This window comes from Clostridium nigeriense (genome assembly GCF_900086595.1).
GTDB lineage: Bacteria > Bacillota > Clostridia > Clostridiales > Clostridiaceae > Clostridium > Clostridium nigeriense.
In genome coordinates this window covers 1,434,488-1,457,472 of the sequence record NZ_LT575472.1, presented here as the reverse complement: position 1 = coordinate 1,457,472, position 22,985 = coordinate 1,434,488, and the positions used below count along the sequence as shown (strand labels likewise).

At 28.6% G+C, this 22,985-nt stretch carries 21 protein-coding genes and 1 riboswitch; of the genes, 1 reads left to right on the top strand and 20 read right to left on the bottom strand.

Features of this window, described 5'->3' with window-relative positions; translation table 11 throughout:
- Position 1 precedes the first annotated feature (1 nt).
- The 16 genes from BN6774_RS06900 to BN6774_RS06825 form a co-directional block, all read right to left on the bottom strand.
- Positions 2-658, bottom strand: a complete 657-nt coding sequence (locus BN6774_RS06900) for a hypothetical protein (protein WP_066891707.1) — start codon at positions 656-658, stop codon at positions 2-4.
- The gene (locus BN6774_RS06895) at positions 655-2,784 is read right to left on the bottom strand and encodes a hydantoinase/oxoprolinase family protein (protein WP_066891704.1); all 2,130 of its coding nucleotides are present in this window, start codon (positions 2,782-2,784) and stop codon (positions 655-657) included. Before BN6774_RS06895 ends, BN6774_RS06900 begins: the two co-directional genes overlap by 4 nt.
- Positions 2,785-2,842: 58 nt before the next feature.
- Positions 2,843-4,132 (bottom strand): citrate transporter, encoded by a 1,290-nt coding sequence (locus BN6774_RS06890; protein WP_066891700.1) that lies wholly within the window; start codon positions 4,130-4,132, stop codon positions 2,843-2,845.
- A 107-nt stretch (positions 4,133-4,239) separates the two neighbouring features.
- The gene (locus BN6774_RS06885; protein ID WP_066891695.1) at positions 4,240-4,977 is read right to left on the bottom strand and encodes a sugar phosphate isomerase/epimerase family protein; all 738 of its coding nucleotides are present in this window, start codon (positions 4,975-4,977) and stop codon (positions 4,240-4,242) included.
- A gap of 13 nt (positions 4,978-4,990) precedes the next feature.
- A complete protein-coding gene (locus BN6774_RS06880) occupies positions 4,991-5,620 on the bottom strand; it encodes a bifunctional 4-hydroxy-2-oxoglutarate aldolase/2-dehydro-3-deoxy-phosphogluconate aldolase (protein WP_235829590.1) in 630 nt (209 codons plus the stop codon).
- Between the two features lie 11 nt (positions 5,621-5,631).
- Positions 5,632-6,669: a LacI family DNA-binding transcriptional regulator gene (locus tag BN6774_RS06875; RefSeq protein ID WP_066891689.1), complete on the bottom strand. Its 1,038-nt coding sequence runs from the start codon at positions 6,667-6,669 to the stop codon at positions 5,632-5,634.
- 403 nt (positions 6,670-7,072) lie between these two features.
- Positions 7,073-7,810: a sugar phosphate isomerase/epimerase family protein gene (locus tag BN6774_RS06870; RefSeq protein WP_066891685.1), complete on the bottom strand. Its 738-nt coding sequence runs from the start codon at positions 7,808-7,810 to the stop codon at positions 7,073-7,075.
- A gap of 158 nt (positions 7,811-7,968) precedes the next feature.
- Complete coding sequence (locus BN6774_RS06865) at positions 7,969-8,592, bottom strand: DUF47 domain-containing protein (protein WP_106404264.1); 624 nt, start codon at positions 8,590-8,592, stop codon at positions 7,969-7,971.
- Between the two features lie 26 nt (positions 8,593-8,618).
- Positions 8,619-9,671 carry an inorganic phosphate transporter gene (locus tag BN6774_RS06860; protein WP_066891683.1) on the bottom strand — a complete coding sequence of 351 codons (1,053 nt, stop codon included), beginning with the start codon at positions 9,669-9,671 and terminating at the stop codon, positions 8,619-8,621.
- A 173-nt stretch (positions 9,672-9,844) separates the two neighbouring features.
- Positions 9,845-10,048 (bottom strand): heavy-metal-associated domain-containing protein, encoded by a 204-nt coding sequence (locus BN6774_RS06855; protein WP_066891680.1) that lies wholly within the window; start codon positions 10,046-10,048, stop codon positions 9,845-9,847.
- Between the two features lie 51 nt (positions 10,049-10,099).
- The gene (locus BN6774_RS06850) at positions 10,100-11,689 is read right to left on the bottom strand and encodes a family 20 glycosylhydrolase (protein ID WP_066896495.1); all 1,590 of its coding nucleotides are present in this window, start codon (positions 11,687-11,689) and stop codon (positions 10,100-10,102) included.
- A gap of 357 nt (positions 11,690-12,046) precedes the next feature.
- The gene (locus tag BN6774_RS06845; protein ID WP_066891678.1) at positions 12,047-14,329 is read right to left on the bottom strand and encodes a xanthine dehydrogenase family protein molybdopterin-binding subunit; all 2,283 of its coding nucleotides are present in this window, start codon (positions 14,327-14,329) and stop codon (positions 12,047-12,049) included.
- A 4-nt stretch (positions 14,330-14,333) separates the two neighbouring features.
- The gene (locus BN6774_RS06840; RefSeq protein WP_066891674.1) at positions 14,334-14,792 is read right to left on the bottom strand and encodes a (2Fe-2S)-binding protein; all 459 of its coding nucleotides are present in this window, start codon (positions 14,790-14,792) and stop codon (positions 14,334-14,336) included.
- Positions 14,782-15,579, bottom strand: coding sequence for an FAD binding domain-containing protein (locus BN6774_RS06835; protein ID WP_353960927.1), 798 nt, complete (start codon positions 15,577-15,579; stop codon positions 14,782-14,784). Before BN6774_RS06835 ends, BN6774_RS06840 begins: the two co-directional genes overlap by 11 nt.
- A gap of 44 nt (positions 15,580-15,623) precedes the next feature.
- On the bottom strand, positions 15,624-16,964 hold the full coding sequence (locus BN6774_RS06830) for a uracil-xanthine permease family protein (protein ID WP_066891668.1): 1,341 nt from the start codon (positions 16,962-16,964) through the stop codon (positions 15,624-15,626).
- Between the two features lie 170 nt (positions 16,965-17,134).
- Positions 17,135-17,234: riboswitch (purine riboswitch) on the bottom strand.
- A 110-nt stretch (positions 17,235-17,344) separates the two neighbouring features.
- Positions 17,345-18,859, bottom strand: a complete 1,515-nt coding sequence (locus BN6774_RS06825; RefSeq protein ID WP_066891665.1) for a bifunctional metallophosphatase/5'-nucleotidase — start codon at positions 18,857-18,859, stop codon at positions 17,345-17,347.
- A gap of 253 nt (positions 18,860-19,112) precedes the next feature.
- Between BN6774_RS06825 and BN6774_RS06820 the strand changes: the two genes are divergently transcribed.
- Complete coding sequence (locus tag BN6774_RS06820; RefSeq protein WP_066891662.1) at positions 19,113-19,526, top strand: (deoxy)nucleoside triphosphate pyrophosphohydrolase; 414 nt, start codon at positions 19,113-19,115, stop codon at positions 19,524-19,526.
- 12 nt (positions 19,527-19,538) lie between these two features.
- Here the strand turns inward: BN6774_RS06820 and BN6774_RS06815 are convergent, their stop codons facing one another.
- From BN6774_RS06815 to BN6774_RS06800, 4 genes are all read right to left on the bottom strand, one after another.
- Positions 19,539-20,147 (bottom strand): sugar O-acetyltransferase, encoded by a 609-nt coding sequence (locus tag BN6774_RS06815; protein ID WP_066891658.1) that lies wholly within the window; start codon positions 20,145-20,147, stop codon positions 19,539-19,541.
- A 32-nt stretch (positions 20,148-20,179) separates the two neighbouring features.
- The gene (locus BN6774_RS06810; protein WP_066891655.1) at positions 20,180-20,842 is read right to left on the bottom strand and encodes an HAD family hydrolase; all 663 of its coding nucleotides are present in this window, start codon (positions 20,840-20,842) and stop codon (positions 20,180-20,182) included.
- Between the two features lie 81 nt (positions 20,843-20,923).
- Positions 20,924-21,805 (bottom strand): Cof-type HAD-IIB family hydrolase, encoded by an 882-nt coding sequence (locus BN6774_RS06805; RefSeq protein WP_066891652.1) that lies wholly within the window; start codon positions 21,803-21,805, stop codon positions 20,924-20,926.
- Positions 21,806-21,878: 73 nt separating this feature from the next.
- Positions 21,879-22,850, bottom strand: a complete 972-nt coding sequence (locus BN6774_RS06800) for a Gfo/Idh/MocA family protein (protein WP_066891649.1) — start codon at positions 22,848-22,850, stop codon at positions 21,879-21,881.
- Positions 22,851-22,985 lie beyond the last annotated feature (135 nt).

Here is a 22,985-nt window from a genome sequence, read left to right as displayed (position 1 = left end):
ATTAAAGCCCTCCTTTAAATTCTTCTATTTCTTTATATAATTCAGTAGCCTTATTTTTATCATGTGGATATAGCATTAAAACATCAAATACATATGGATTATAATTTATTGATAATAATTCTTTTGCAAATGCCATGGCAGCAATTTCTCCAATACATACTAATCCTGATTTATACTTATAGCTACCTATTTTCCATAAAACTACCTTTTCATTTTTTGTATAAATGTCTTTATTATTTTCTTCAATATGATGAAATAATTCATGAGCAAGTAACACACTTTCAACATCAATATATTCTAACTTACTGCTAAGATCATTTTCTTTAATAAATTCTTCTACCATTGTTTTATTTTTTTTAAATATTGTTATTTTATTTGGACTGTTGTAACAAGCAAACATGATATATGTTTCAGTTACGTTTGAATTCTTCTCTATATAATCTATATTCATTCTTTTAATAATCTTTTTTATAGGAACATCTTTATATTTTTCTTTTAATTTTATAGCTTCCTTCTTGCCACACTCATTTGCTTTTTCTATCATTTCTTTTCTTAACTCATATGAAACTTTACCTTTAAGGGGGTCTCTGCTAAAAGCATATTGACCCCACTCTTCATCATTCATACTAATAAGAAAATCTACCTTTTCTTTAATCATATATCATTTTTAGCTCCAATTAGAATTACTTCTTCATCTTCTTCTAATGTTATTAATTCTGTATCCACAACTAGATAAAGTTGATCTAGATCCATCATTCCAGCATAATCAAGGACTTTACCACCTGTACATAAATACATATCTGGTGTTAACTTAATATCATTTTTAAATACCGATAATTGTTCCCACATTTCCTCTATTACTTTTTGTGCTTCTTTAACTGTACATTTTCTAGCATCACCATCACCACGTTGAACTTTTATAAACCCTTTTTTATCTACAATTCTTATTTGATCAGAACCATCTTTCTTTTTAGAAGTAAATACATAAAATACATTACTCTTAGTTATTAATTTTGTTTCTTCAACAGATACTCCCATTGACTTTGCTGCAATATCTCTTGCTTCTTCTTCACTACAAGCTTTTAATAAATCTGTAGTTTGAACCTCTGAGGATCCTAACGCTATAGCTGTTACCCTTGAAGTTTGTGAATCGATTTCTATTTGAACTTCAACAGTATCCGGAACTGCTCCATTAGCAATAGCCATATTAGCAGCTTCTTTTTTAATGTCTGCAATATCTTTCTTAGTTGGAGACGGAATAACACGTTCAACAACATCTCTTATCATTGACAAAGCAACACCTATGGATGAAATAACTTCTGCATTTTCTGGAATACTATATCCTAATTCCATAAGCTTAGAAGTATATGGTAGTAATGCTGAAACGCCACCACCAACTCCCACTAGGGATATTTGATCTTTTTCTAATTTATATTTTTCAGCAAGTTCTAAAATAACTGGTTTAATTTTTTCGTAAGATTTTCTTAAAATTTGTTCACAAACATCTTCAACAGTAGTATTCATGTATTTAGCTAATGGTTCAATAGCTTTTCGAGCAGCTTCAGGATTTCCATATGAATAATGCTCTGGCTTTACATAACCTAAAACATTAGCAGCACAACTATTAGTTATTGTAATTTTCTTTCCATTTTTCAATCTAATATAAACATAATCTGAAGGATCTCCATCTTTAGGCCTAAAGAACTCAACTTGTGGATCTTCTATTTCTTCAATTGGAGTATATACTGCATAAGGCATACCTGCTATATGAGCACTTCTTGGACCAACATCAACAACTCCATCTTTTGATGCTCTAACCATGCTTCCCCCTGCAACTCCTAGTACACGAACATCTAAAGAGTTCACATAAGTTGGATGTCCACCTATTATTGAATAATCAACTGCTGGTCTACCATTTTTTATTACTCCAATATTAGTGCTTGTACCACCAACTTCAAAATATATACCATTTGAAGCTCTTAAATACATTAATGCACCAACAACACTGGCGGCTGGACCAGATAACATGGTTAATACTGGACGTTTTTTCATTTCACCAATATCCATTACACCACCATCACCACGCATAATCATTAATGGAACTTTAATTCCAGCTTTACGAACACTATCCTCAGTACTATTAGCAGTTTCAAGCATCTTTGGAAGAATACTAGCATTAATAGCAGCAGTTCTTGTTCTTCTTGTAAGTCCATATAATTTACTTATTTCAGATGCTACTGAAACAGGAATATTATATTTTTCTGCCACTTTTTTCACTTCATTTTCTTCAGTTAAATCATCGACACCAAAGGCTTTAGAGGCAACGATTACATTAGAACCTTGATCTTTTAATTCATTAAGTGCTTTTTCAATACTAACTTCATTTACATCCTTTTGTTTTAAATATGTGTGATGCACTTTAATTATTCTTCCCGTTCCTAAGTCAATATCGTCAATTTTACTTTGCTTTTTAGCTAAAAGTCCACCTATACCACCTTTTCCCATTCCAATAATACCAACTTCAGCAACGTCACCTTCTAAGAGTGCATTAGTAGCTTGAGTCGTACTATGAGCTATAAATATAACATCATTAGGATCAATATTATTTGCATTTAAACATAATTTAAATGCTTCAATAACTCCAGTTGCAACTCCCATTTCGTCATCATGAGTAGTCATAACTGATCCCTTTCCAATAATTTCATGTGTTTCATTATCTATTGCTACTGCTTTAGTATGAGTTCCTCCAACATCTATACCCACACGAATTGCTCTATTTGCCACAATTATTCCTCCATTCCAATTTTATTATTAGTTTATTAATATCTTTTGTATAAATTACTTACATCCCATACATAAAGTAAACTACTAATGAGTTTAATAAACAAATTATCCAACCCCAAACTACACCTGAACGTAAGAAATCCTTTGTATTTGTCTTTGAATAGTTAATTGCCCATAAATTCCAAGATTGTGTTGGACAACAAGAAATATTCATTGTAATTGTTGGGATATATATTAATGGGAATAATAGTTCTGCTGAGAAAATTCCCATTCCATTTAAAATACCTAATGTTGCAGCTCCAGCACCAAATACTGTTAATGGTCCACGGAATAATCCAAGTGGAGCAATTACTGCAAATAATATACATAATAACAATGTACTAGTTGGCATAATTCCTCCTAATATACTTTGGAAGAATACTGAGTTAAAGCCTGCAACTTTATTGAACATAGGTAGTATAAATAAGAATCCTAATAATGAAGCAACGTCTACAACACCGTCATAGAATGTTTTTGAAATAACTTTTTCACACTCTTTATATGATTTAATTTTTCCACAAACAAATAATGCATAAAATGAAGCCACTATAAATGCAGGAATAGGTTGCCATTTAAATGCTATAGCTAATATAACTGGTAATACTGGAGTTATTAAAGCTATTCCAGGTACATGCTCTTCAGTTACTGTCTTTGTTGCATTAGCTGCCCACGCATGGCTTACTTTAGTCTTTCTAAGTCTTACAGCTAACATTATAATTATAACTAAAACTTGTAATGCCATTGCAGTAAATCCAAACTTCAAGTAATTTGCATCATATTGAAATCCTTCGAATATACCTTGCATTTGCTTGAAAAGTACTATATTAACATACATTCCTGAACCAACAGACATAAGATAAGATGAAACTGCTAGAGCTTTTGGTACTCCAAGAGATAATAATATTGGTAATACGATTACACCAATTGCAACAACTGCTCCTGCTCCAAATGTACTTGTAAATATAAGTGATGTTACTATTGAAATTAATATTGTTGTAATTAGTGGTTTATCCCCACCTAATTCAACTGCTAATCTAATAATCTTAGCTGCAATTCCTGTTTTAACAAGAACTTGTCCAAACCAGCTACCAAATATAACTACAACTGCTGTAGCTCCCCAGCTTTCTGGTCCACCTTGAAATATTTTAGTTTGAGCATCTGCCCATGTAATTTGGCCACCTATTATTCCTAAGGCTGTCCATATTATTGCCATTACTAAGAAACCAATCATCATGTTTCCACCCTTAACAGCATATACTATGAATCCAATAAAAGTAAGTAATAATAAAATTCCAATAACCATATCCATAATCTTTTCTCCCCTTTAAAATAAATATTAAATATTAAAAATATAAATTGATTAAATATAATATTTCTTCATAAATCACCTTCTTAAATAATTATTTTATAATTAAGTTAAAATTTTAAAGCCTTTTTTATTTCTAGTTTTATTTCTTCCATGGAACAACATGGGTACTCTAAAGCCATGGGTAAATCTTTAGGTAATTTATTTAATATATCTTTTAAACTTAATATACCTTTATCTATTAAAGTATTTCCTCTAGATTCATCTATATTTTTTAAGTGAACATATGTAACAAAGCTATTTAATATTTCAGCATTTTTTATAGGATCTTCATCCTGAAATATCCAATTCCCTACATCAAAAGTGAAAGAAATATTACCTCCTAATTCTCTGTTCCTTTTTAAAAAATTATATATTTTTTCTACTCTACCATTTTCAGCTGTTTGATCATTTTCTACAGTAAGCTTTATAGAATATCTTTCACATAAATCATTTATAATTTTGGAATCTTCTTTTGTTATTTCATTAACTTCACCTATAATCATCTTAATATTATGACAATTCATTTTATAAGCTTCATTAAAAAATCCTTCTATTTCATTGATTCTTAGATTATTTTCTTTAAACAACCATTCTGGAACTGAATAAAATAATTTCATATTATTTTTATTTGCTTTTTCCCTTATTCTTATAATTTCTTCATGGAAATCTTTTATAAACTCACGTCTAATCTCTACATTTTTTATTCCCATTTCGTTGATTTTATCCATTATATCGCTTTGAGAAATACCTTTTTTCAAATCATCAAGTAATACTAAAGTATTTATTACTAATTTGTCACTTTTCATATTTTTCTTCTCCTTATTTAGCTGCATTTATCAATATTTTACATCTTTCTTTTAGCAGCCCAAGATTAGATGAATTAATTCCTTTTGTTAGATATCCACCAAATCCTATAGCATAAGCACCACTTTCAAACCACTCTTTAACATTTTTATCATCAACTCCACCTGTTGGCATCATTTCAATAAAAGGCATTGGAGCTTTTATTCCTTTAATCATCTTCATTGATAAACAATCTCCTGGAAAAAGTTTCACCACATCACTACCTGCTAAATATGAGTCATATGCTTCTGTAGGTGTAGCTGCACCCATTGAACAAAAAACATCTTTTTCTTTGCAGTAATCACCAACTTCTTTTACTATACAAGGAGATACTATAAAATCTGCTCCATTTGCTACTGCTAACTCTGCTTGTCCTTTATTTAGGACTGTACCTGCGCCTATTAGTGCATGTGGCATTTCATTTTTCAGTTCTTTTATTAATTTTTCTGCCCTTGGTAAGCTAAAAGTGATTTCTAACGTTGTTATTCCAGACTCAATAATAGTTTTGCATATAAGCTTTGCCTCTTCTAAGTCCTCACCTCTGATAACTGCAATCAATTTACCCTTTAGTAATTTTTTAACTTCTTGTTTATTCAATAATCCCATCTCCTTTATTATTATTTAGGATCTGTTGATCCTCTTACAACAAGTTCAGCTGGTATTTCAATGAACTTAGGCTCACTATTATCTTCTTTATTAATTCTATTAATTAGAAGCTTTGCAGATTGAACCCCACATTCATAAGAATCCTGAGTAATTGTAGTTATTCCTGGTGGTATTAAAGATGCCCAACCCCAGTCATCATATCCACAAACCCCTAAGTCATCTCTGATTTTTATATCTAAATTTTTCATACCATGAAGCACATTAAGAAGAGTAACACCATTAACTGTAAAAATAACTCCAGGTTCCCCATTACATTTTTTATTGAAATCATTTAGTCCCTTCTCGCAAGTTTCCATATTCTTTTCATCTATTAAATAAGTAAATTCATTACCATCTATACCATATAGTTTTTTTATTGCATCATTGTAAGCATCGTGTCTAAAATAACGACTACTATTACCTGATATATCTTGAGTAAAAAAGGCTATTTTTTTATATCCTTGATTATATAAGAACTCCATGCATTTATAAGTTGCTCTATAATTATCAGTAGTAACAGTATCTATTTCATTTATTTTACTTAAGCAACGGTCAGCTAAAACTATCTTAACTCCACATTTATTAAGTTCTAACAAGTAGTCATCAATTTTTCCAGTTGTGTTAATAATAAGACCATCTACCTTATTATCCATTAAGGATTTGATGCTATCTTTTTCGCTTTCAGGATTGTTATCTGTATTTGCAAATAACACATCATATCCCATATTTTTGCAAACATCATTTATTCCTTTTACTACAATAGATGAAAATGGGCTACCTATATCAGCAATTATGCAACCTATAACTCCGGTTTTTTGACTTTTTAAACTTCGCGCAATATTACTAGGACGATAATTAAGTTCTTCTATGATTTTCTCTATTCTATCCTTGGTTTCTGTAGACATGTATTCATATTGTCCATTTAAGTATCTTGATATAGTTGTTTTTGAAACTTGTGCCATTTCTGCTACATCTTTTATAGTTGACCTTTTACTACTTGTAGATTTCATCTAATTCATCCTTCCTAAAGCATAGTTAATCGGTTAATATATTATAAATTTAGGTGAACCGGTTAACATAAATTTATAATAATTATATTTAAATTTATGTGTATTTATATTTTTAGAAACCGGTTAACATAATACAAAAACAAATTAATTTATATTTTTAGAAACCGATTAACTAAAGTAATAAATATTTTATTTCTTTGTTATCGATTTCATTTATGAATTTATTATATAACTAAATTTTTCTAAATGCAACAGCAATTTGTAAATATTTAAAATTTTCTAAATTTATATTCACCTTTGTATTTTCTCCAAATATATGTAATATCGCATAAAAAAGTCAAGCAATAAACCATATATAAATTAACTGCTTGACCATTTCTATTTTTTATGAATTTATCTAAAATTAAAATTTTAGAATTTTTTCTATTTCTGAATTAATTTCCTCTATTGAATTGCATGGATACTCCAATGCCATAGGTAAATTATTAGGTAGATTAATTAATATCTTTTCTATATTTAAGATACCTTTATCTATTAAGGTATTTTTTCTATCTTCAGTTGCATTTTTTAAATGAACATATGTAACAAATTCTTTTAATCTCTCAGCATTTTTAATTGGATCCTCATCTTGGAATATCCAATTGCCTACGTCAAAAGTAAATGAAATATTTCCTCCTAGTTCCTTATTTCTTTTTAAGAAATTATATATTTTTTCTACTCTACCATTTTCAGGAGTTTGATCATTTTCCACAGTAAGTTCTATAGAATACTTTTCACATAAGTCATTTATAATATTTACATCCTCTTCTGTTAACTCATCAATTTCTCCTATAATCATCTTAATATTATGAGAACTCATATTATATGCTTCATTAAAAAAGCCCTCTATTTCTTTGACTCTAAGTTTATTAGCCTTAAACAATAATTCTGGTACTGAATAAAATATTCTCATATTATATTTATTTGCCTTTTCTCTTATATTTAAAACTTCTTCATTGAAATTTTTTATAAACTCACGCCTAATTTCTACATTCTTTATTCCTATATCATTAACCTTGTCCATTATTAAACTTTGAGGAACTCCACTTTTTAAATCCTCAAGTAATACTAGTGTATTTATAACTATTTTTTCTCTTTTCATTTTGTACTCTCCTTATTATAATTTTTTCTAACCCTTTGTTATCGATTTCATTTTATGAAATAATTATATATTCATTTTTTAATTAATACAATACTTAGTAAAATTCAAAATATTTTATTATAATAAAAAGAGCTGTTTGTTTAACAGCTCTTTATGTATTATGAATTTTTCATTACAACACTTTCAACTACATTTGCAACATTTTCACAAACATCACAACATCTTTCAAAATACTTAAAGGTATCAGTCCAAGTCATTAATTCAATAGGATCCTTTGAACTTAAGTAAAGATTTCTCATCCCATTAATATATAATTTATCTCCCTCTTCTTCTAAATCATTAATATCTATGATTAGCTTTTGAATTTTTGAAGATTTTTTAAAGTTATAGAATTCCTTCAATATTTCTTTTAATACATTACAATTTTTTATAATAACATTAGAAAATTCTAATGCTTCATTTTTTATTTCAACTATATTATACATATATATTCTAGTTAATACATCTTCTATAGCATCTGTAACATTATCTATTTGATGTGCTAAATCTATAATATCTCCTCTTTCAATTGGAGTAATAAATTCTTTAGCTAATTTATTCATCATATCATGCTTTTTTAAATCTGCATTATGTTCAATTGAGTGCATTTCTTTTATTTTATCTTCTATTTCATTTGCATTAAAATTTACTAATGTGCTATTAAGCAGACTTGCCGCATTACAAGAATACTCTACTAATTCCGCTAACATTTCAAAATAATTATTATCTTTTTTACCTATCACTAAATATCACTCCTGTATATTCGTTTTTAAAATATCCAAATAAATAATTCTGCCATTAAAAATCCTATTATTCCACATCCAGGAAAGGTTAAAACCCATGTCCATACCATTTCTTTAACAACACCCCAATTAACGGAACTTAATCTTTTAGCAGCCCCTACTCCCATTATTGCTGTAGTTTTTGTATGGGTTGTACTAACTGGAATACCTGTTACTGAAGATAATAATAGACATCCAGCACCAGCTAAATCAGCTGCAAAACCTTGATACTGCTCAAGCTTGACCATATCCATTCCAACAGCCTTTATTATCTTATATCCACCTATAGATGTTCCTAGAGCCATAACTAATGAACAAAGTACCATTAACCACACTGGTATAATGAAATTTTCAATATCTCCTCTTCCATTAGCTAGAAAAATACCTAACATAAATACTCCCATAAATTTTTGTCCATCTTGAGCTCCATGCATAAATGCCATAGCAGCTCCTCCTCCAATTTGAGAATATTTAAAAAATCCACTAGTTTTTCTACGGTCAAATCCCTTAAATATAAAACCAATTATTTTAACAATAATCCATCCCATAAAAAATCCTAAAAACGTAGAAAGTAACAATCCATATATTACTTTCATCCACTCATTCCCATTTATTCCTTTTAGTCCACCTTGAAGTGCAATAGCAGCACCTGAAATACCAGCTATTAATGCATGGCTTTCACTAGTTGGAATTCCAAAATACCAAGCAGTTGTAGCCCAAACAACTATAGCAAATAATGCAGCACATAAGGCTATTAAAGCATAGTGTGGATCTCCCCTAAAATCAACCATATTATATATGGTTTGTGCAACATTTGCATTTATCATAGTCATTACAAATACACCTAAAAAATTAAAAATTGTAGCCATTAAAATAGCTGCTTTTGGTCCTATTGCTCTTGTAGATACACATGTAGCAATTGCATTAGGTGCATCAGTCCATCCGTTTACTAAGATTACTCCTAATGTTAAAATTACTGTTATTAATAATGGTATATTGTTAAATAATTGCCCTAAAAAATCAAAAAAAGAAATAGTCATTAGATATCTCCTTTCGCATTATTGCGTGTTAATATATATGTCACATATATATTAACATGTTATATTTTAACATTAAATATTTTTAATCAAATTTTAACATTAGAATTTTAAAAATTTTTTATATATTAAAAAAATAAAAAAGTCTATGATTTTTACATAGACTTTTTTACTATTTATATAATTTCATGTCCTGAATTTTTTAGGCAAGTTTTTATTTTAACTTCTGTAGCAGGTTCATTATATATTACTTCAACACTTCCTCTTGCCATATCAACACAAACTTGATTAACTCCATCTATATTTTCTAGTGAATTTTTGACTTGTGTTTTCATATTCTCATTGGCTATTCCATCAATTTTGTAATGTACTCTTTCCATTATAAATCTCCTTTCGTAAATTAATACAAGTATATTATGCTCAGTTTTTCTTTAATTATTTTTCCATATTTCTTTATCTTTATAATAATTTATTCCCTGATATTCCATTCTATTTCCCTGTTTTTCTAATCTTAATTTATATTCAGTCCAATTTCTTTCTATTTTAGGTGTCCAACCAATTTCAGCATAGCCTAATAATCTTGGATAAATCATATATTCCATTTCTTCCACATCACTTATAGTTTCTGTCCATAGCGGTGCTTCAATTCCTAAAACTAAATCTTTTGGTGCATAATCTGTGGGATCCCAATTATATGCAGTCTCTATTGGAATAAAGCCAGCCCATGTTAATCCATAAGGAGTGCTAGGATTGTATTTCATATCTAAATATGCTTTACTAGCAATAGAAATTATCATCTTCATATTCTTGTTCCTGGCCGCTTCATTTGAATCTTTCCAATTTTGAAGTATAACACTTGAATTAATTTCTGGTGCAGTATCTATAGGATCCCATCCTATAGGAGTCTTACCATACTTTTCAACTATCTTTGATACTCTACCTACAAAATAATCATAATCCTCTTTTTTAGTACTATCCGCCTCATCTCCTCCCATATGAAAATATTTCGAAGGAGAAATTTCAGAAATCTCTTTTACTACAGTTTCTATGAATTCATAGGTTTTCTCGCTATCAGTCATTAATGTACTAAAACCTACATTTATTCCAGTATATAAAGGCTTTCTTTTTCCATCTGGATTTAAAAATCCATAAGAAGCTAATGCTGCATTTGTATGCCCTGGCATATCTATTTCTGGAATAACTTCTATATATCTATCTGTTGCATAGTTCACTATACTTTTAAATTGCTCTTGAGTATAATAACCTCCAGGTCCTCCATCAACTTCAGTACTTCCACCTATAAGAGTTAAATCTGGATATGCTTTAATTTCAATACGCCATCCTTGATCATCTGAAAGGTGTAAATGAACTTTATTAATTTTATATTGAGCTGCATAATCTATTTGCTTTTTTATTTCTTCTTCAGTAAAGAAATGCCTAGCTACATCAATCATTATACCTCTATAACTATACTCTGGCTTATCATAAACTCTTGATATAGGAATACTCCATTCCACGTCACTAACCAAAGATAACTGTTCAATTTGCGGTGGTAATAACTGCCTAATAGTTTGAATTCCTCTAAATAGCCCTTCTGGTTTATAAGCTATAACTTTAATCCCTTCATTAGTTATATTTATTTCATACCCCTCATTACCTAATTCTTCTTTTCCTTCTAACGTGCTTAAATAAATATAATTTTGAGTTGGATTTTCATTTTTATTTATAGTAAAGTTATATCCTGTAGATGGTTTCAATTTTTCCTTTAAATATTCTGCTATTTTATTTATCTCTTCTGTTTCAGCTTCATTATTTCCTTTTATAAATACAGTAGTATCTTTATTAACTATAAACTTACCTTCTTTTTCCTCATATGATAAAGGTTTAGGAATAATATTATTAATATTTTCTACTTGCACTGATACTTCTGCATCCTTATTACTATTATTAATTATTATTAATCCACCAATACAAATAATAATTAAACATAATGTACATATTAATACTTTCTTATTTTTCACAAACAAATTCTCTCCTCCTTACAATTTATTTTAAACATTATTTATCATACTAAGAGTCCACCAAATATTTTCTTTTTTTATTATCTTTCCTATAATAATTATTCCCTTACAATTTTATTATTTGAGTTTTTTTAGAAATAATTCCTTTAAACATAATTTATAATTTATTTTTGTTTTTATTATTTTAATATTTATTGAATACTTCTTAGTATTTACTATTATATCCCTACAAAGATAATTGATTTGCTTAGTATTATATTTATTATATAAAGCCACTAATATTAATAAATAAACAAAAGTTCAATAACATTATCTACAGAGATAACATTATTGAACTTTATTGTAATTACTTAATTATTAAATATCTTTTTTTAACATTGCTAAAGCTATTTTTTCTGCTGTAATTGGAAGTGTTCTAATATTTACTCCTGAAGCATTATACACTGCATTAGCTAGTGCTGGAGATGGTGTATTAATTACAACTTCTCCTATGGATTTTGCTCCAAAAGGACCTGTTTCTTCATAACTACTTTCAAAGTCTACAGTTATTGTTCCTACATCTAATCTTGTTGGAATCTTATATTGCATAAATGAACTATTTCTCATTTTACCATTTGCATCATATGTTATATCTTCATATAATGCCATTCCTATCCCTTGTGCTATTCCACCTTCTGCCTGTATTTTAGCAAGAGCTGGATTAATTACTGTACCACAGTCTACTACACCCACATAATTAATAATTTCTATATTCCCCGTTTCCTTGTCTAATTCTATTTCAACAAGTCCAACCATAAATGGTGGTGGTGAATATGGACTTGAATGTGATTCAAGTGCTGATATACATCTTCCACTTCCACCTGCAATTTTATAAGCTAAGTCTCTTCTACTTATTTCATTACTACCATCTAATGCAAATACTTTTTTACCATCAAAATCCACTTCCTCTATTGATAAATCTAAAGCTTTTGCTCCTTCTTGAATAATTTGTTCTCTTATTTTATCACAAGTTTTAAGAAGTGCCATACCAGTTACATAAGTGGTACTTGAAGCATAAGAACCTGTATCATATGGTGATTGATCAGTGTCTACACCATTTACAACTATATCACTCATTTCACATTCTAAACTTTCTGCAAGCATTTGAGATAATATAGTATCACACCCTGTTCCCATATCTGCTGCTCCTATATTTAATGTATAGAACCCATCATCATTTAATTTTACTTCAACTGATGCTATATCTACATTAGATATTCCAGATCCTTGCATTGTCATGGCAACACCAACTGAACGTACCTTACCATTGCCCATATCTTTACATGGATATTTTTCATCCCATCCAATTAATTTCTTACCTTTTTCAAGACATTTATCTAATGCACAGCTTCTTAAAAGTTCATCATAATAAGCTGGCATAACTTCTCCAACTTTAACCATATTAATAGCTCTTATTACTGTTGGATCCATTTTTAATCTTGCTGCTAATTCATTAACTGCTGACTCTAAAGCAAAACACCCTTGCGTAGCTCCATAACCTCTAAATGCTCCAGCAGACATTGTATTTGAATAAACAACATCGTATTTAAATCTAATAGCCTTTGCTCTATTATATAAAGGCATACTTTTATGTCCTGAAAGACCTACTGTTGTAGGACCATGTTCACCATAAGCCCCTGTATTAGATAAAGTATACATATCTATAGCCTTAATAATTCCATTTTTATCTGCACCTAATTTAACCTTTATTTTCATTTCATGTCTTGATGTAGAAGCTCTAAAAGTTTCTTCTCTATCAAATATCATAAGAGCTGGTTTTCCTGTTTTCATAGTAACTAAAGCTGGGAATATTTCACTAACAACAGTTTGTTTAGCTCCAAAGCCCCCACCTATTCTTGGCTTAATTACTCTCACCTTTGATTTAGGAATATCTAATGCATTTGCAAGTATTCTTCTAACATGGAATGGAATTTGTGTTGCACTTACTATATTTAATCTTCCATAGACATCTAAATGAGTAAAGGTTCTAAAAGTCTCCATCATTGCTTGTGCATTAGCCTTTGTATGATAAGTTTCTTCTATAACTACATCACAATTTTTAAATTCCTTTTCTACATCTCCATTTTCAAAAGTATCTGAAGCACATATATTTCTTTTAACTTCATTTCCTATTGGAAAATTAACATGATAATCTTCCTCATTATGTATAATAACTTTATTATCTATAGCCTCTTCAAAGTTTAATATTGCATCAAGTTTTTCATATTTTACTTTAATAAGTTTCATAGCCTTTTTAACAGCCTTTTCATTTTCACCTGCAACTATTGCTACAGGATCACCTACATATCTAACTACATTATCTAATATTAATCTATCATAAGGACTTGGTTCTGGATAAGATTGACCAGCCATAGTAAATCTAGATTTAGGCGCATCTTCATATGTTAAAATACATTCAATTCCCGGAACCTTCATAGCCACGTCTTTATTTATTTCTAAAATTTTAGCATGAGCATGTGGACTTCTAAGTACTTTAACTACTAGACATTCTTTAGGAGCTAAATCTTCAGTATAAACTGGCTTACCTGTTACTAAGGCCATAGCATCTACTTTTGCTATTCCCTTATTTACTATCTTCATAAAATTATACCTCCTTATCCATAGATAAGTATTTTTTTATTGCTCTTAATTGTCCCATATAACCTGTGCATCTACATAAGTTACCAGATAGATAATTTTTTATTTCTTCTTCAGTAGGATTTTCAAGTTCTCTTTTCATTGCTATAACATTCATTATAAATCCTGGACTACAAAAACCACATTGTTCAGATCCTTCACTCGCCATGAATCTTCCAAACTCTAAAACTTCTTCCTCTAAACCTTCTAAAGTAGTAACTTTCTTACAATTAGCTCTTACTGCTAAAGTTGAACAAGATAATACTGGAGTGCCATCTAACCAAACTGTACATAATCCACAATTAGATGTTTCACAACCTCTTTTAACACTTAAATATCCTTTAGATCTTACATAATCTATTAAAAGCATGTCTGCCTCAATATCATCAGTATATAATTTTGAGTTTATCCATATCTTAATTTGCATATGATGTTCCTCCAATTATCTTTTCTATACATCTTTTTACTAATACCTTTGCAAGTATTTCTCTATATTCCTTTGTTCCTCTCATATTTGTCCCATAAACCAATTCTTTAACTACTAAGTCTAAAGCTTTTTGAATTTCTTCATTTGTAGGATTATTGGATAACGTACTTTGAGCCTTATATGCAAGTTCAGCTTTTATAGGTCTTCCTCCTACAGCTATTTTCCATTCATTCTCACATTTACTAACAGCAACTGCTAATACAGGGAAATCAGTTTTCGATTTTCTATGAGTTAAATATGCTGCTTTACAATTATTTTTCTTTATAATTATATTAACTAGGATATCCTTCTCATATGGCATATTGCAGAAATCTTCTAATGAAATTATTCCACCGTTATACATTTCTACCTTAGTATCCAATGCTAAAAGTGCTGTTAAAATATCTGAGAAACCAAATCTTGAATATATACTTCCACCAATAGTAGCTGAATTTCTAAACTGAACTCCAACTATATTCTCAACTGATTCCTTAAGTATATTATTAAAATATTTATTTAAACTTTTATTAATTTCTATATCTCTAAGAGTTGTCATACAACCAATTTTAAATTCTTCTTCATTTTCTTCTATCTTATTTAATCCTAAATTAGATAGATCTATCCCTGTTCCAATTGCTTTGTTCCCCATTTTCATCCAAAGCAATCCACCTAAAATGCAATTTGATTTTCCCTTTGTTAATAATCCATAGGCTTGTTCTAAACTTTCCGCTAGAACATATTCCCTCATTGTAAACAAATTTATTCCTCCCCACATTAATAAATAATTGTATATTAACTTACTAGTTCTTCTTTATCTATTGAAAATTTTATGCTTTCTTCTAATTTTTCTTTTGGTAATATAAAATTCATAACTGCTGCTACTATAAATGAAACTACTATTCCACTTTGAGAAAATATAAGCTTAATCCAATTTGGTAAATGTTGTAGTGCATCTGGAACTGATCCCAGTCCAAAGCCTAATCCTAAAGCAACTGCTATTATAATTGAATTTCTTCCATTCATATTTTGTTTAAATACTAATTGCATTCCACTAACCGCAATCATTGAAAACATTATTATCGATGCTCCCCCTAAAACTGATTGTGGAACTGCTGAAACAATAGCTCCAAGCTTTGGTATAAAACCTGATAATATTAAAAATATTGCTCCAGTCATAATAGCAAACTTATTAACTACCTTTGTCATCGCTACTAAACCAACATTTTGGCTAAAAGATGTGTTTGGTAGAATTCCAAAACATGCTGCTATAAAAGAACCAACTCCATCTGCTAAAACTGCACCTGATAATTCTCTATCTGTTGCATCTCTATCAAGACCACCAACTGTTATTCCTGACACATCTCCTATAGTTTCTACTGCTGTTGCTATGTACATAATTACCATAGGTATTATAACTTCTATTTTAAAATCAAATCCAAACACAAAAGGTCTTGGAACACTTATCCATCCAGCTGTTGCTACTCCAGAAAAATCTACTTTTCCCATAAAAATTGCTACTATATAACCAACTATAATTCCAATTAATATTGCAGATGTCTTTGCAAAACCTTTTGTAAATTGCATCAAAAATATAATAATTGCCATTACTAAAAATCCTAAAAATAAATTACTTGGTGAACCAAAGTCTTTCGCTCCAACTCCACCTGCAAAGAATTTTATTCCTGTTGGAATAAGTGAAAGGCCTATAGAAATAACAACTACCCCTGTAACTACTGGCGGAAAATACTTTTTTAATGGTTTTATAAAAAATCCTAATATAATTTCTAATAATGCTCCTATTAAAGATGCTCCCATAACAGATGAATATCCAAAAGTAACTGCTGTTGCTTGTACAGTTGGCACAAATCCAGAACTTGTCCCCATTACTATTGGAAGTCCAGCTCCAACTTTCCATATTGGATACAGTTGAATTAAAGTTACTATTCCTGCTATAAACATTGCATTTTGTATTAACATAGTTTTTTGTTCTGCTGGCATTTGTAATAATCCACAAACAATAATAAGTGGTGATACATTCCCAACAAACATTGATAATACATGCTGCATTCCTAATGGAATTGCTTGTTTTAAAGATACCCTTCCATCTAGTTGATAAATACTACCTGTCTTCACGTTTAAATCCCCCTAAGTAACCTCATATATCTCCTCCAACCTTCATTTGCATTTATATATTATTACAAATAATAAAGTTAATAAAACAATTCCCTAAAGAATAAAAACATCCTCTTACAAGGATGTTTTCTAAAGCAAAAATAAATGTTAATTTAATAACACTAAATTTTGTTCGGAAATATTAACCTCGTAGTCTCCTAAATATACGGTAGGAGGTAGAAACTTCAGCCCATTTTGCTGATATATACGATTTATTTGTTTTTTACACGAATAATAATACCACATTTTTCTTTATTGTTCTACAATTTAATTTAAATTTTTAAATTTTTGCATAAATTAATAAAAAACGTTAGGAATTAACCTAACGCTTTAAAACCTAATTAGTATTTAATTTCATAACAACTTCCATCTGGAATGTCTACTTCTTTGTGTCTTTGGAAATAATTTATTATAAGTTCACTCATATCCATATTTATTTCTTTTACTACTTCTGCATTTTTATAAGCTGGATATATAGCTGTGTTACTTGCTCTATAATTATTTAAAACTATAGTATAATACTTATTTAAATCTATATCTTCACCATCTTTTTTCATTGAGGTTACTCTATTTCCAAAATCTTTAGTTAAATCTATTTCATAAGTTAAACCTGAAAATGTATCATAATTATAATTTTGAACCTTTGGAACTAAAAATTCTTCATTTATTTTGACTTCATTATTTTCTAATACAAAATATGTTGCACTCTTTTCAATAGCTTCTTTTATTTTACTACCTGTAACCTTAAGTACCTTTAGAGTATTAGGGTAAGGATAGTTAATTAAAACATCTCTAATAGAAACATTCTTTTTAAAGCCAATTGCTGTATCAAATAATGATAAAGCAGAAAAATCAGCATTAGAAACCTCTAATTGAACTTCATGTAAAAAGTTTATAAATGGATGACCTTTAAGTCTTGCAATAAAGATATCATCTAAAATTATATCGTTTTTAAAATGACCTATTTCCTTATCTAAATATTCTTCTAATTCTTCATTAATCTTAGTAAATCTATTTTCTAAGTTACTATTTATTTCATTATCTAGCTTTGATACATCAACTAACTCATAAGTAGCTTCCTTTGTTTCTGTATCAATAACAATCTTAGTAAAATTTTGTCCATTATGCATAGGTTGAGCACAAATAATTCCATTTAATTTTGTTATAAAAGATCTATGTTGATGCCCACTTAGCACTATATCTATAGAATCATACTTTTCTAACAATTCACTTGCTTGATTTTCTTTTGTTAATTTTTCAGTTGGCATATTATTACCATCAATACTTTTTTCAAATCCTCCATGATAACATACTATTATCATATCACTTTGCTCTTTTAGTTCTTTTTCATACTTTCCATACATCTCTACTGGATCTAAAAATTCTAGACCTTTTATATTTTTTTCTTGCTCCCAATTAGGAATAAAAGAAGTTGTAAAACCAATACATCCGATTTTAAAACCATTGATATTAAAAATCTTATAAGGATTACTATTAAAAGGTAATCCAGTAATATTCGCATTTATAACCTTATCAGAAATATCATTATAGGCAGTATTTAAATAATCTAATCCATAATTAAATTCATGATTTCCTAATACATATCCATCATATCCAAGGTCTTTTAATAACTCTACAATAGGATTTGTATCCATACTTTGCTTAGACAAATAGTGAGTTAAAGCAGAACCTTGAACTAAATCACCACAATCTATCTTTAAAGCTGCATCATAATTTTTTTCATCTTTTATAATATAGCTTCCTATTTTTAATATTCCAAGAGACTGCTTTGTAACATAATTAGTAGGATACACATATCCATGCAAATCACTTGTTTGATAAATAACTAATTTCATAGTACCTCCTTTTTCAATTACCAACTATCAATTAAGAGTTAATTTTTGATAATTACAAATTAATAATTAATGCTGAACTCATTAAAGCTAATTTATATTATATTTAAATCATTCTGCAATATTTAAATATAACATAAATTTATGAAAAAAGATTTATTTTTTCTTAAAATAAAATCTTATTTTTAACATCTAAATTTTAATATATTAAATACGATATTTATATGATAGTATTAAATTTAGAGGTGAATTAAAATTGAAAAAAATTATAAAAGTTGTAGGAGCAATTATTCAAAATAATAATTCAGAAATATTGTGTGCCTTACGTTCAAAAGATATGAATCTCTCTGGATTTTGGGAATTTCCTGGTGGAAAATTAGAAGAAGGTGAAACACCAGAAAAAGCTATTATTAGAGAAATATTTGAAGAATTAAACTGTACTATACAATTTAATTCGCTTTTTAGTGCAACTACATATGAATATGATGAATACATACTTAATCTAATGGTAGCTAAATGCACTTTAGTAAAAGGACAACCTGTAGCTAAAGAACATGCTAAATTATTATGGCTTCCAATAGAATACATAGAAAGTTTAAACTGGGCTCCTGCTGATATTCCAACAGTAAAAAAACTTATTTTAAAACATAATAAAATGGGCTGTTTATAGCAGCCCATTTCATTATAAAGTACTATAATATTCCTCTTTTTGTTTTTCCCAATAAATTTTATCTTCTTCAGTAATTTCCCTTAAAACTCTACAAGGATTACCTACAGCTATAACATTATCAGGAATATCTTTAGTTACTACAGAACCAGAGCCTATAACTACATTATCTCCAATAGTTACCCCAGGATTTATTACAGCGCTTCCCCCTATCCAAACATTATTACCTATCTTAACACTTTTTCCAAACTCTAACCCTGAATTTCTAATCTCTGCATCAATAGGATGACCAGCTGTATAAATACATACTTTTGGTGCAAACATTACATTTTCTCCAATTTCTACTTTACATACATCTAAAATTACACAATCAAAATTAGCGTAAAAATTATTTCCAACAGAAATATTAGAACCATAATCACATCTAAATGGTGGTTCAATATATATACTTTCTCCTGTTTTCTCAAACAATTCTTTTAGTAATTCTACTCTATATTTTTGTTGCTCTTCAGTAGTATTATTAAATAACCTAGTTAACATTCTTGATTTTTTTGCATCAGCTTTAAGTTCTGAATCATTAGCAATATACAATTTTTCAGATAACATTCTTTCCTTTTCGGTCATACCACACCTCTTATAAAAATATTAATATTTAATCATTGAAATATTTCTTTTTTTATTTCACTTAAACTTTTAAAACTTTTATAGCAATACTTTTTTATTTCTTTATCAGCCTCTTTTAAATCAATAACATGAATAGGAATCATATTTCCCTTATAAGCTGCTTTTATTCCAGCTAAAGAATCTTCTATTACAATACATTCTTTAGGCTCTACTCCAAGTTTATCAGCCGCCTTTAAAAATATTTCTGGATTAGGCTTTGTTTCTTTAACTTCATCTCTACAAACTAGTTCATCAAACATATTTTTAAAATTACTTTTATTTAACTGCTTTTGCATTCTTTCTTTGGATGCAGAAGTAGCTAAAGCTAAATTATAATTTTCATTTTTTAGATATGTAATTAATTCATAAGCACCATCTTTTACAGGAATATTTTTATCTAGCTCTATTTTTAACTCTTTATCTTTTTCTATATACATTTCTTCAATAGGAATATTCTCTCCAAACTCTTCTTTGAATACTCTCTTTACATTTTCTCTACCGGTAGCAATTACCTTAGAATAAATTTCCTTAGTCATTTTGTAACCATATTTTTCGCAGACCCTTGTCCAAACATCTAAATAAACTTTTTCTGTATCAAACAATACTCCATCCATATCAAATATTACTGTTTTTATATTCTTTAAATTATGCTGCATATAATCCTCCATTTATAACTAAATCTATTACTATTTATATTATATATGGAGGATAAATTCAATAATTAAGCCCTATTTTCATTATTTTAGCATTCTGTCCATTTCATTGTTTAAGACATTATAAATAGCCTTTGCAACTCCTAAATTATCATTAGTGTCAGTTACATACTTAGCTATTGCCTTTACTTCTGGTATAGCATTTTTCATAGCTACAGTTTCTTCAAATATTTCAAACATAGAATAATCATTAAAGCTATCCCCTAATATCATAACTTCTTCTCTAGCAATATTCATTTTAGTAGCTACTTTTTCTAGTATTATTCCTTTTTGTGCATTAATATCAGTTATTTCTATATTATCACTAAAAGAAGATGATATAGCTAAACCTTCTATTTCACTTATTACTTTTTTCATATTGTTTATAAGATCTATATTATTATGAAATGCTACAAACTTTCTTACCTCTATACCTTCCTCAAAAAATTTATTAATATCTTCAATGTATTGTAGTACTGTAAAGAAACCTAAGTTTTCAGAAATCTCTCTAGCTTCATCTTCACTTATTCCTGGATTAAAGCTCATAGTTCTATATATAATCTCTTTTAAAGCCTCTTCTCTAGTTGAAGTAGTAAAAATACCTTTATTTGTGAATATACGTGCAGAAAGTTTATTTTCATCTAAAATATTTATAATCTTTCTAGCACTTTCTTCTTTAATATTTATTATATCTAAAATTTTACCTTCTTCATCTCTATATTCAGCTCCATTAGATAGTACGCATTGAGCCTTAATGTTATGTCTATCCAATACTTCCTTAACACTTTCATACTCTCTACCTGTTGATATTGCAAATATTATTCCTGCTTCCTCTGCCTTTCTAATTGCCTCAACAGTTTCCTTGTCTATATCATGGTTACTATTTAATAAAGTACCATCCATATCCGATGCAATAAGTTTTATCATTATATCTTCCTCCTACTGTTACTTATACTCACTATATTTTATCATATATTTTTGATAAATTAATGTTATTTGTTTATTCAAATGGATATATTAAGCCTATCTCTTTTCTTATCTTATCCATAATTTCAGCTAACTTTAGTGTTACATTGTGAGTTGCTACTTCACTTTCTATTAATTTATTTTTTATACAATCATTAACTTCATCTATTTCATATTTGTAGCCAGATTCTTTATAATCATCAAGATATTTTTCTACGCTATCCTCTAAATATAAGTAGCACTCTTTTGCACTCCAAAACTTAGGTACAACTATCTTCCCTTTTTCTCCATAGATAATAGCTGTATTATCAGTATCAGAAGAAATTGAACAAGTTAATGATGCCAAAGTTCCATCATCATATTTTAAATTAATAATATCACTTTCATCTACATTTGTATTTGTAAATTCAGCACTTGCTTTTATTTCTGTAGGGAAACTATCTTTTACATAGTTAGAAAATAATATAGGGTAAATTCCTACATCTAATAAAGCTCCTCCAGCTAAATTTGGATTATATAACCTAGAATTTGAATCTTTTTCACTTTTAAATCCAAAGTTAGCCGTAATTAATTTTATTTTTCCTATTTTATCTTCTTCAATCCATCTTTTTGCTTGATTTACAGCTGGTAAAAATAAAGTCCAAAGTGCTTCCATTATAAAAATATTATTTTCCTTTGCTAATTTTAAAACCTCTTCACTAGTTTTAAAATTGTAAGAAAAAGGCTTCTCACATAAGATATGTTTCTTTGCTTCTATACATTTTTTAGCATATTCCATATGATAATTATGTGGAGTAGCTATATATACTGCATCTATATTATCATCCTTTAAAAAATCATCCACATTACTATAGTATCTTTCAATATTATGTAATTTGGCAAACTCCTTTACCTTATTTTCATTTCTTCCAAACACTGCTGTAAGAATTCCATCATTAGTATTTTTAACTTCTAATGCGAATTCATTTGCTATATTCCCAGGTGCTATAATTCCCCATTTTATCATGATATCACTTCTCCTCTTAAATTTATTGATAATTTCATATTACATATACTTATCAAATACTCAATATAGTATTCCATAATTTAAATATCAAAATTATCATTTTATTTTATAAAAAAAATAATCTTTCTATATAAT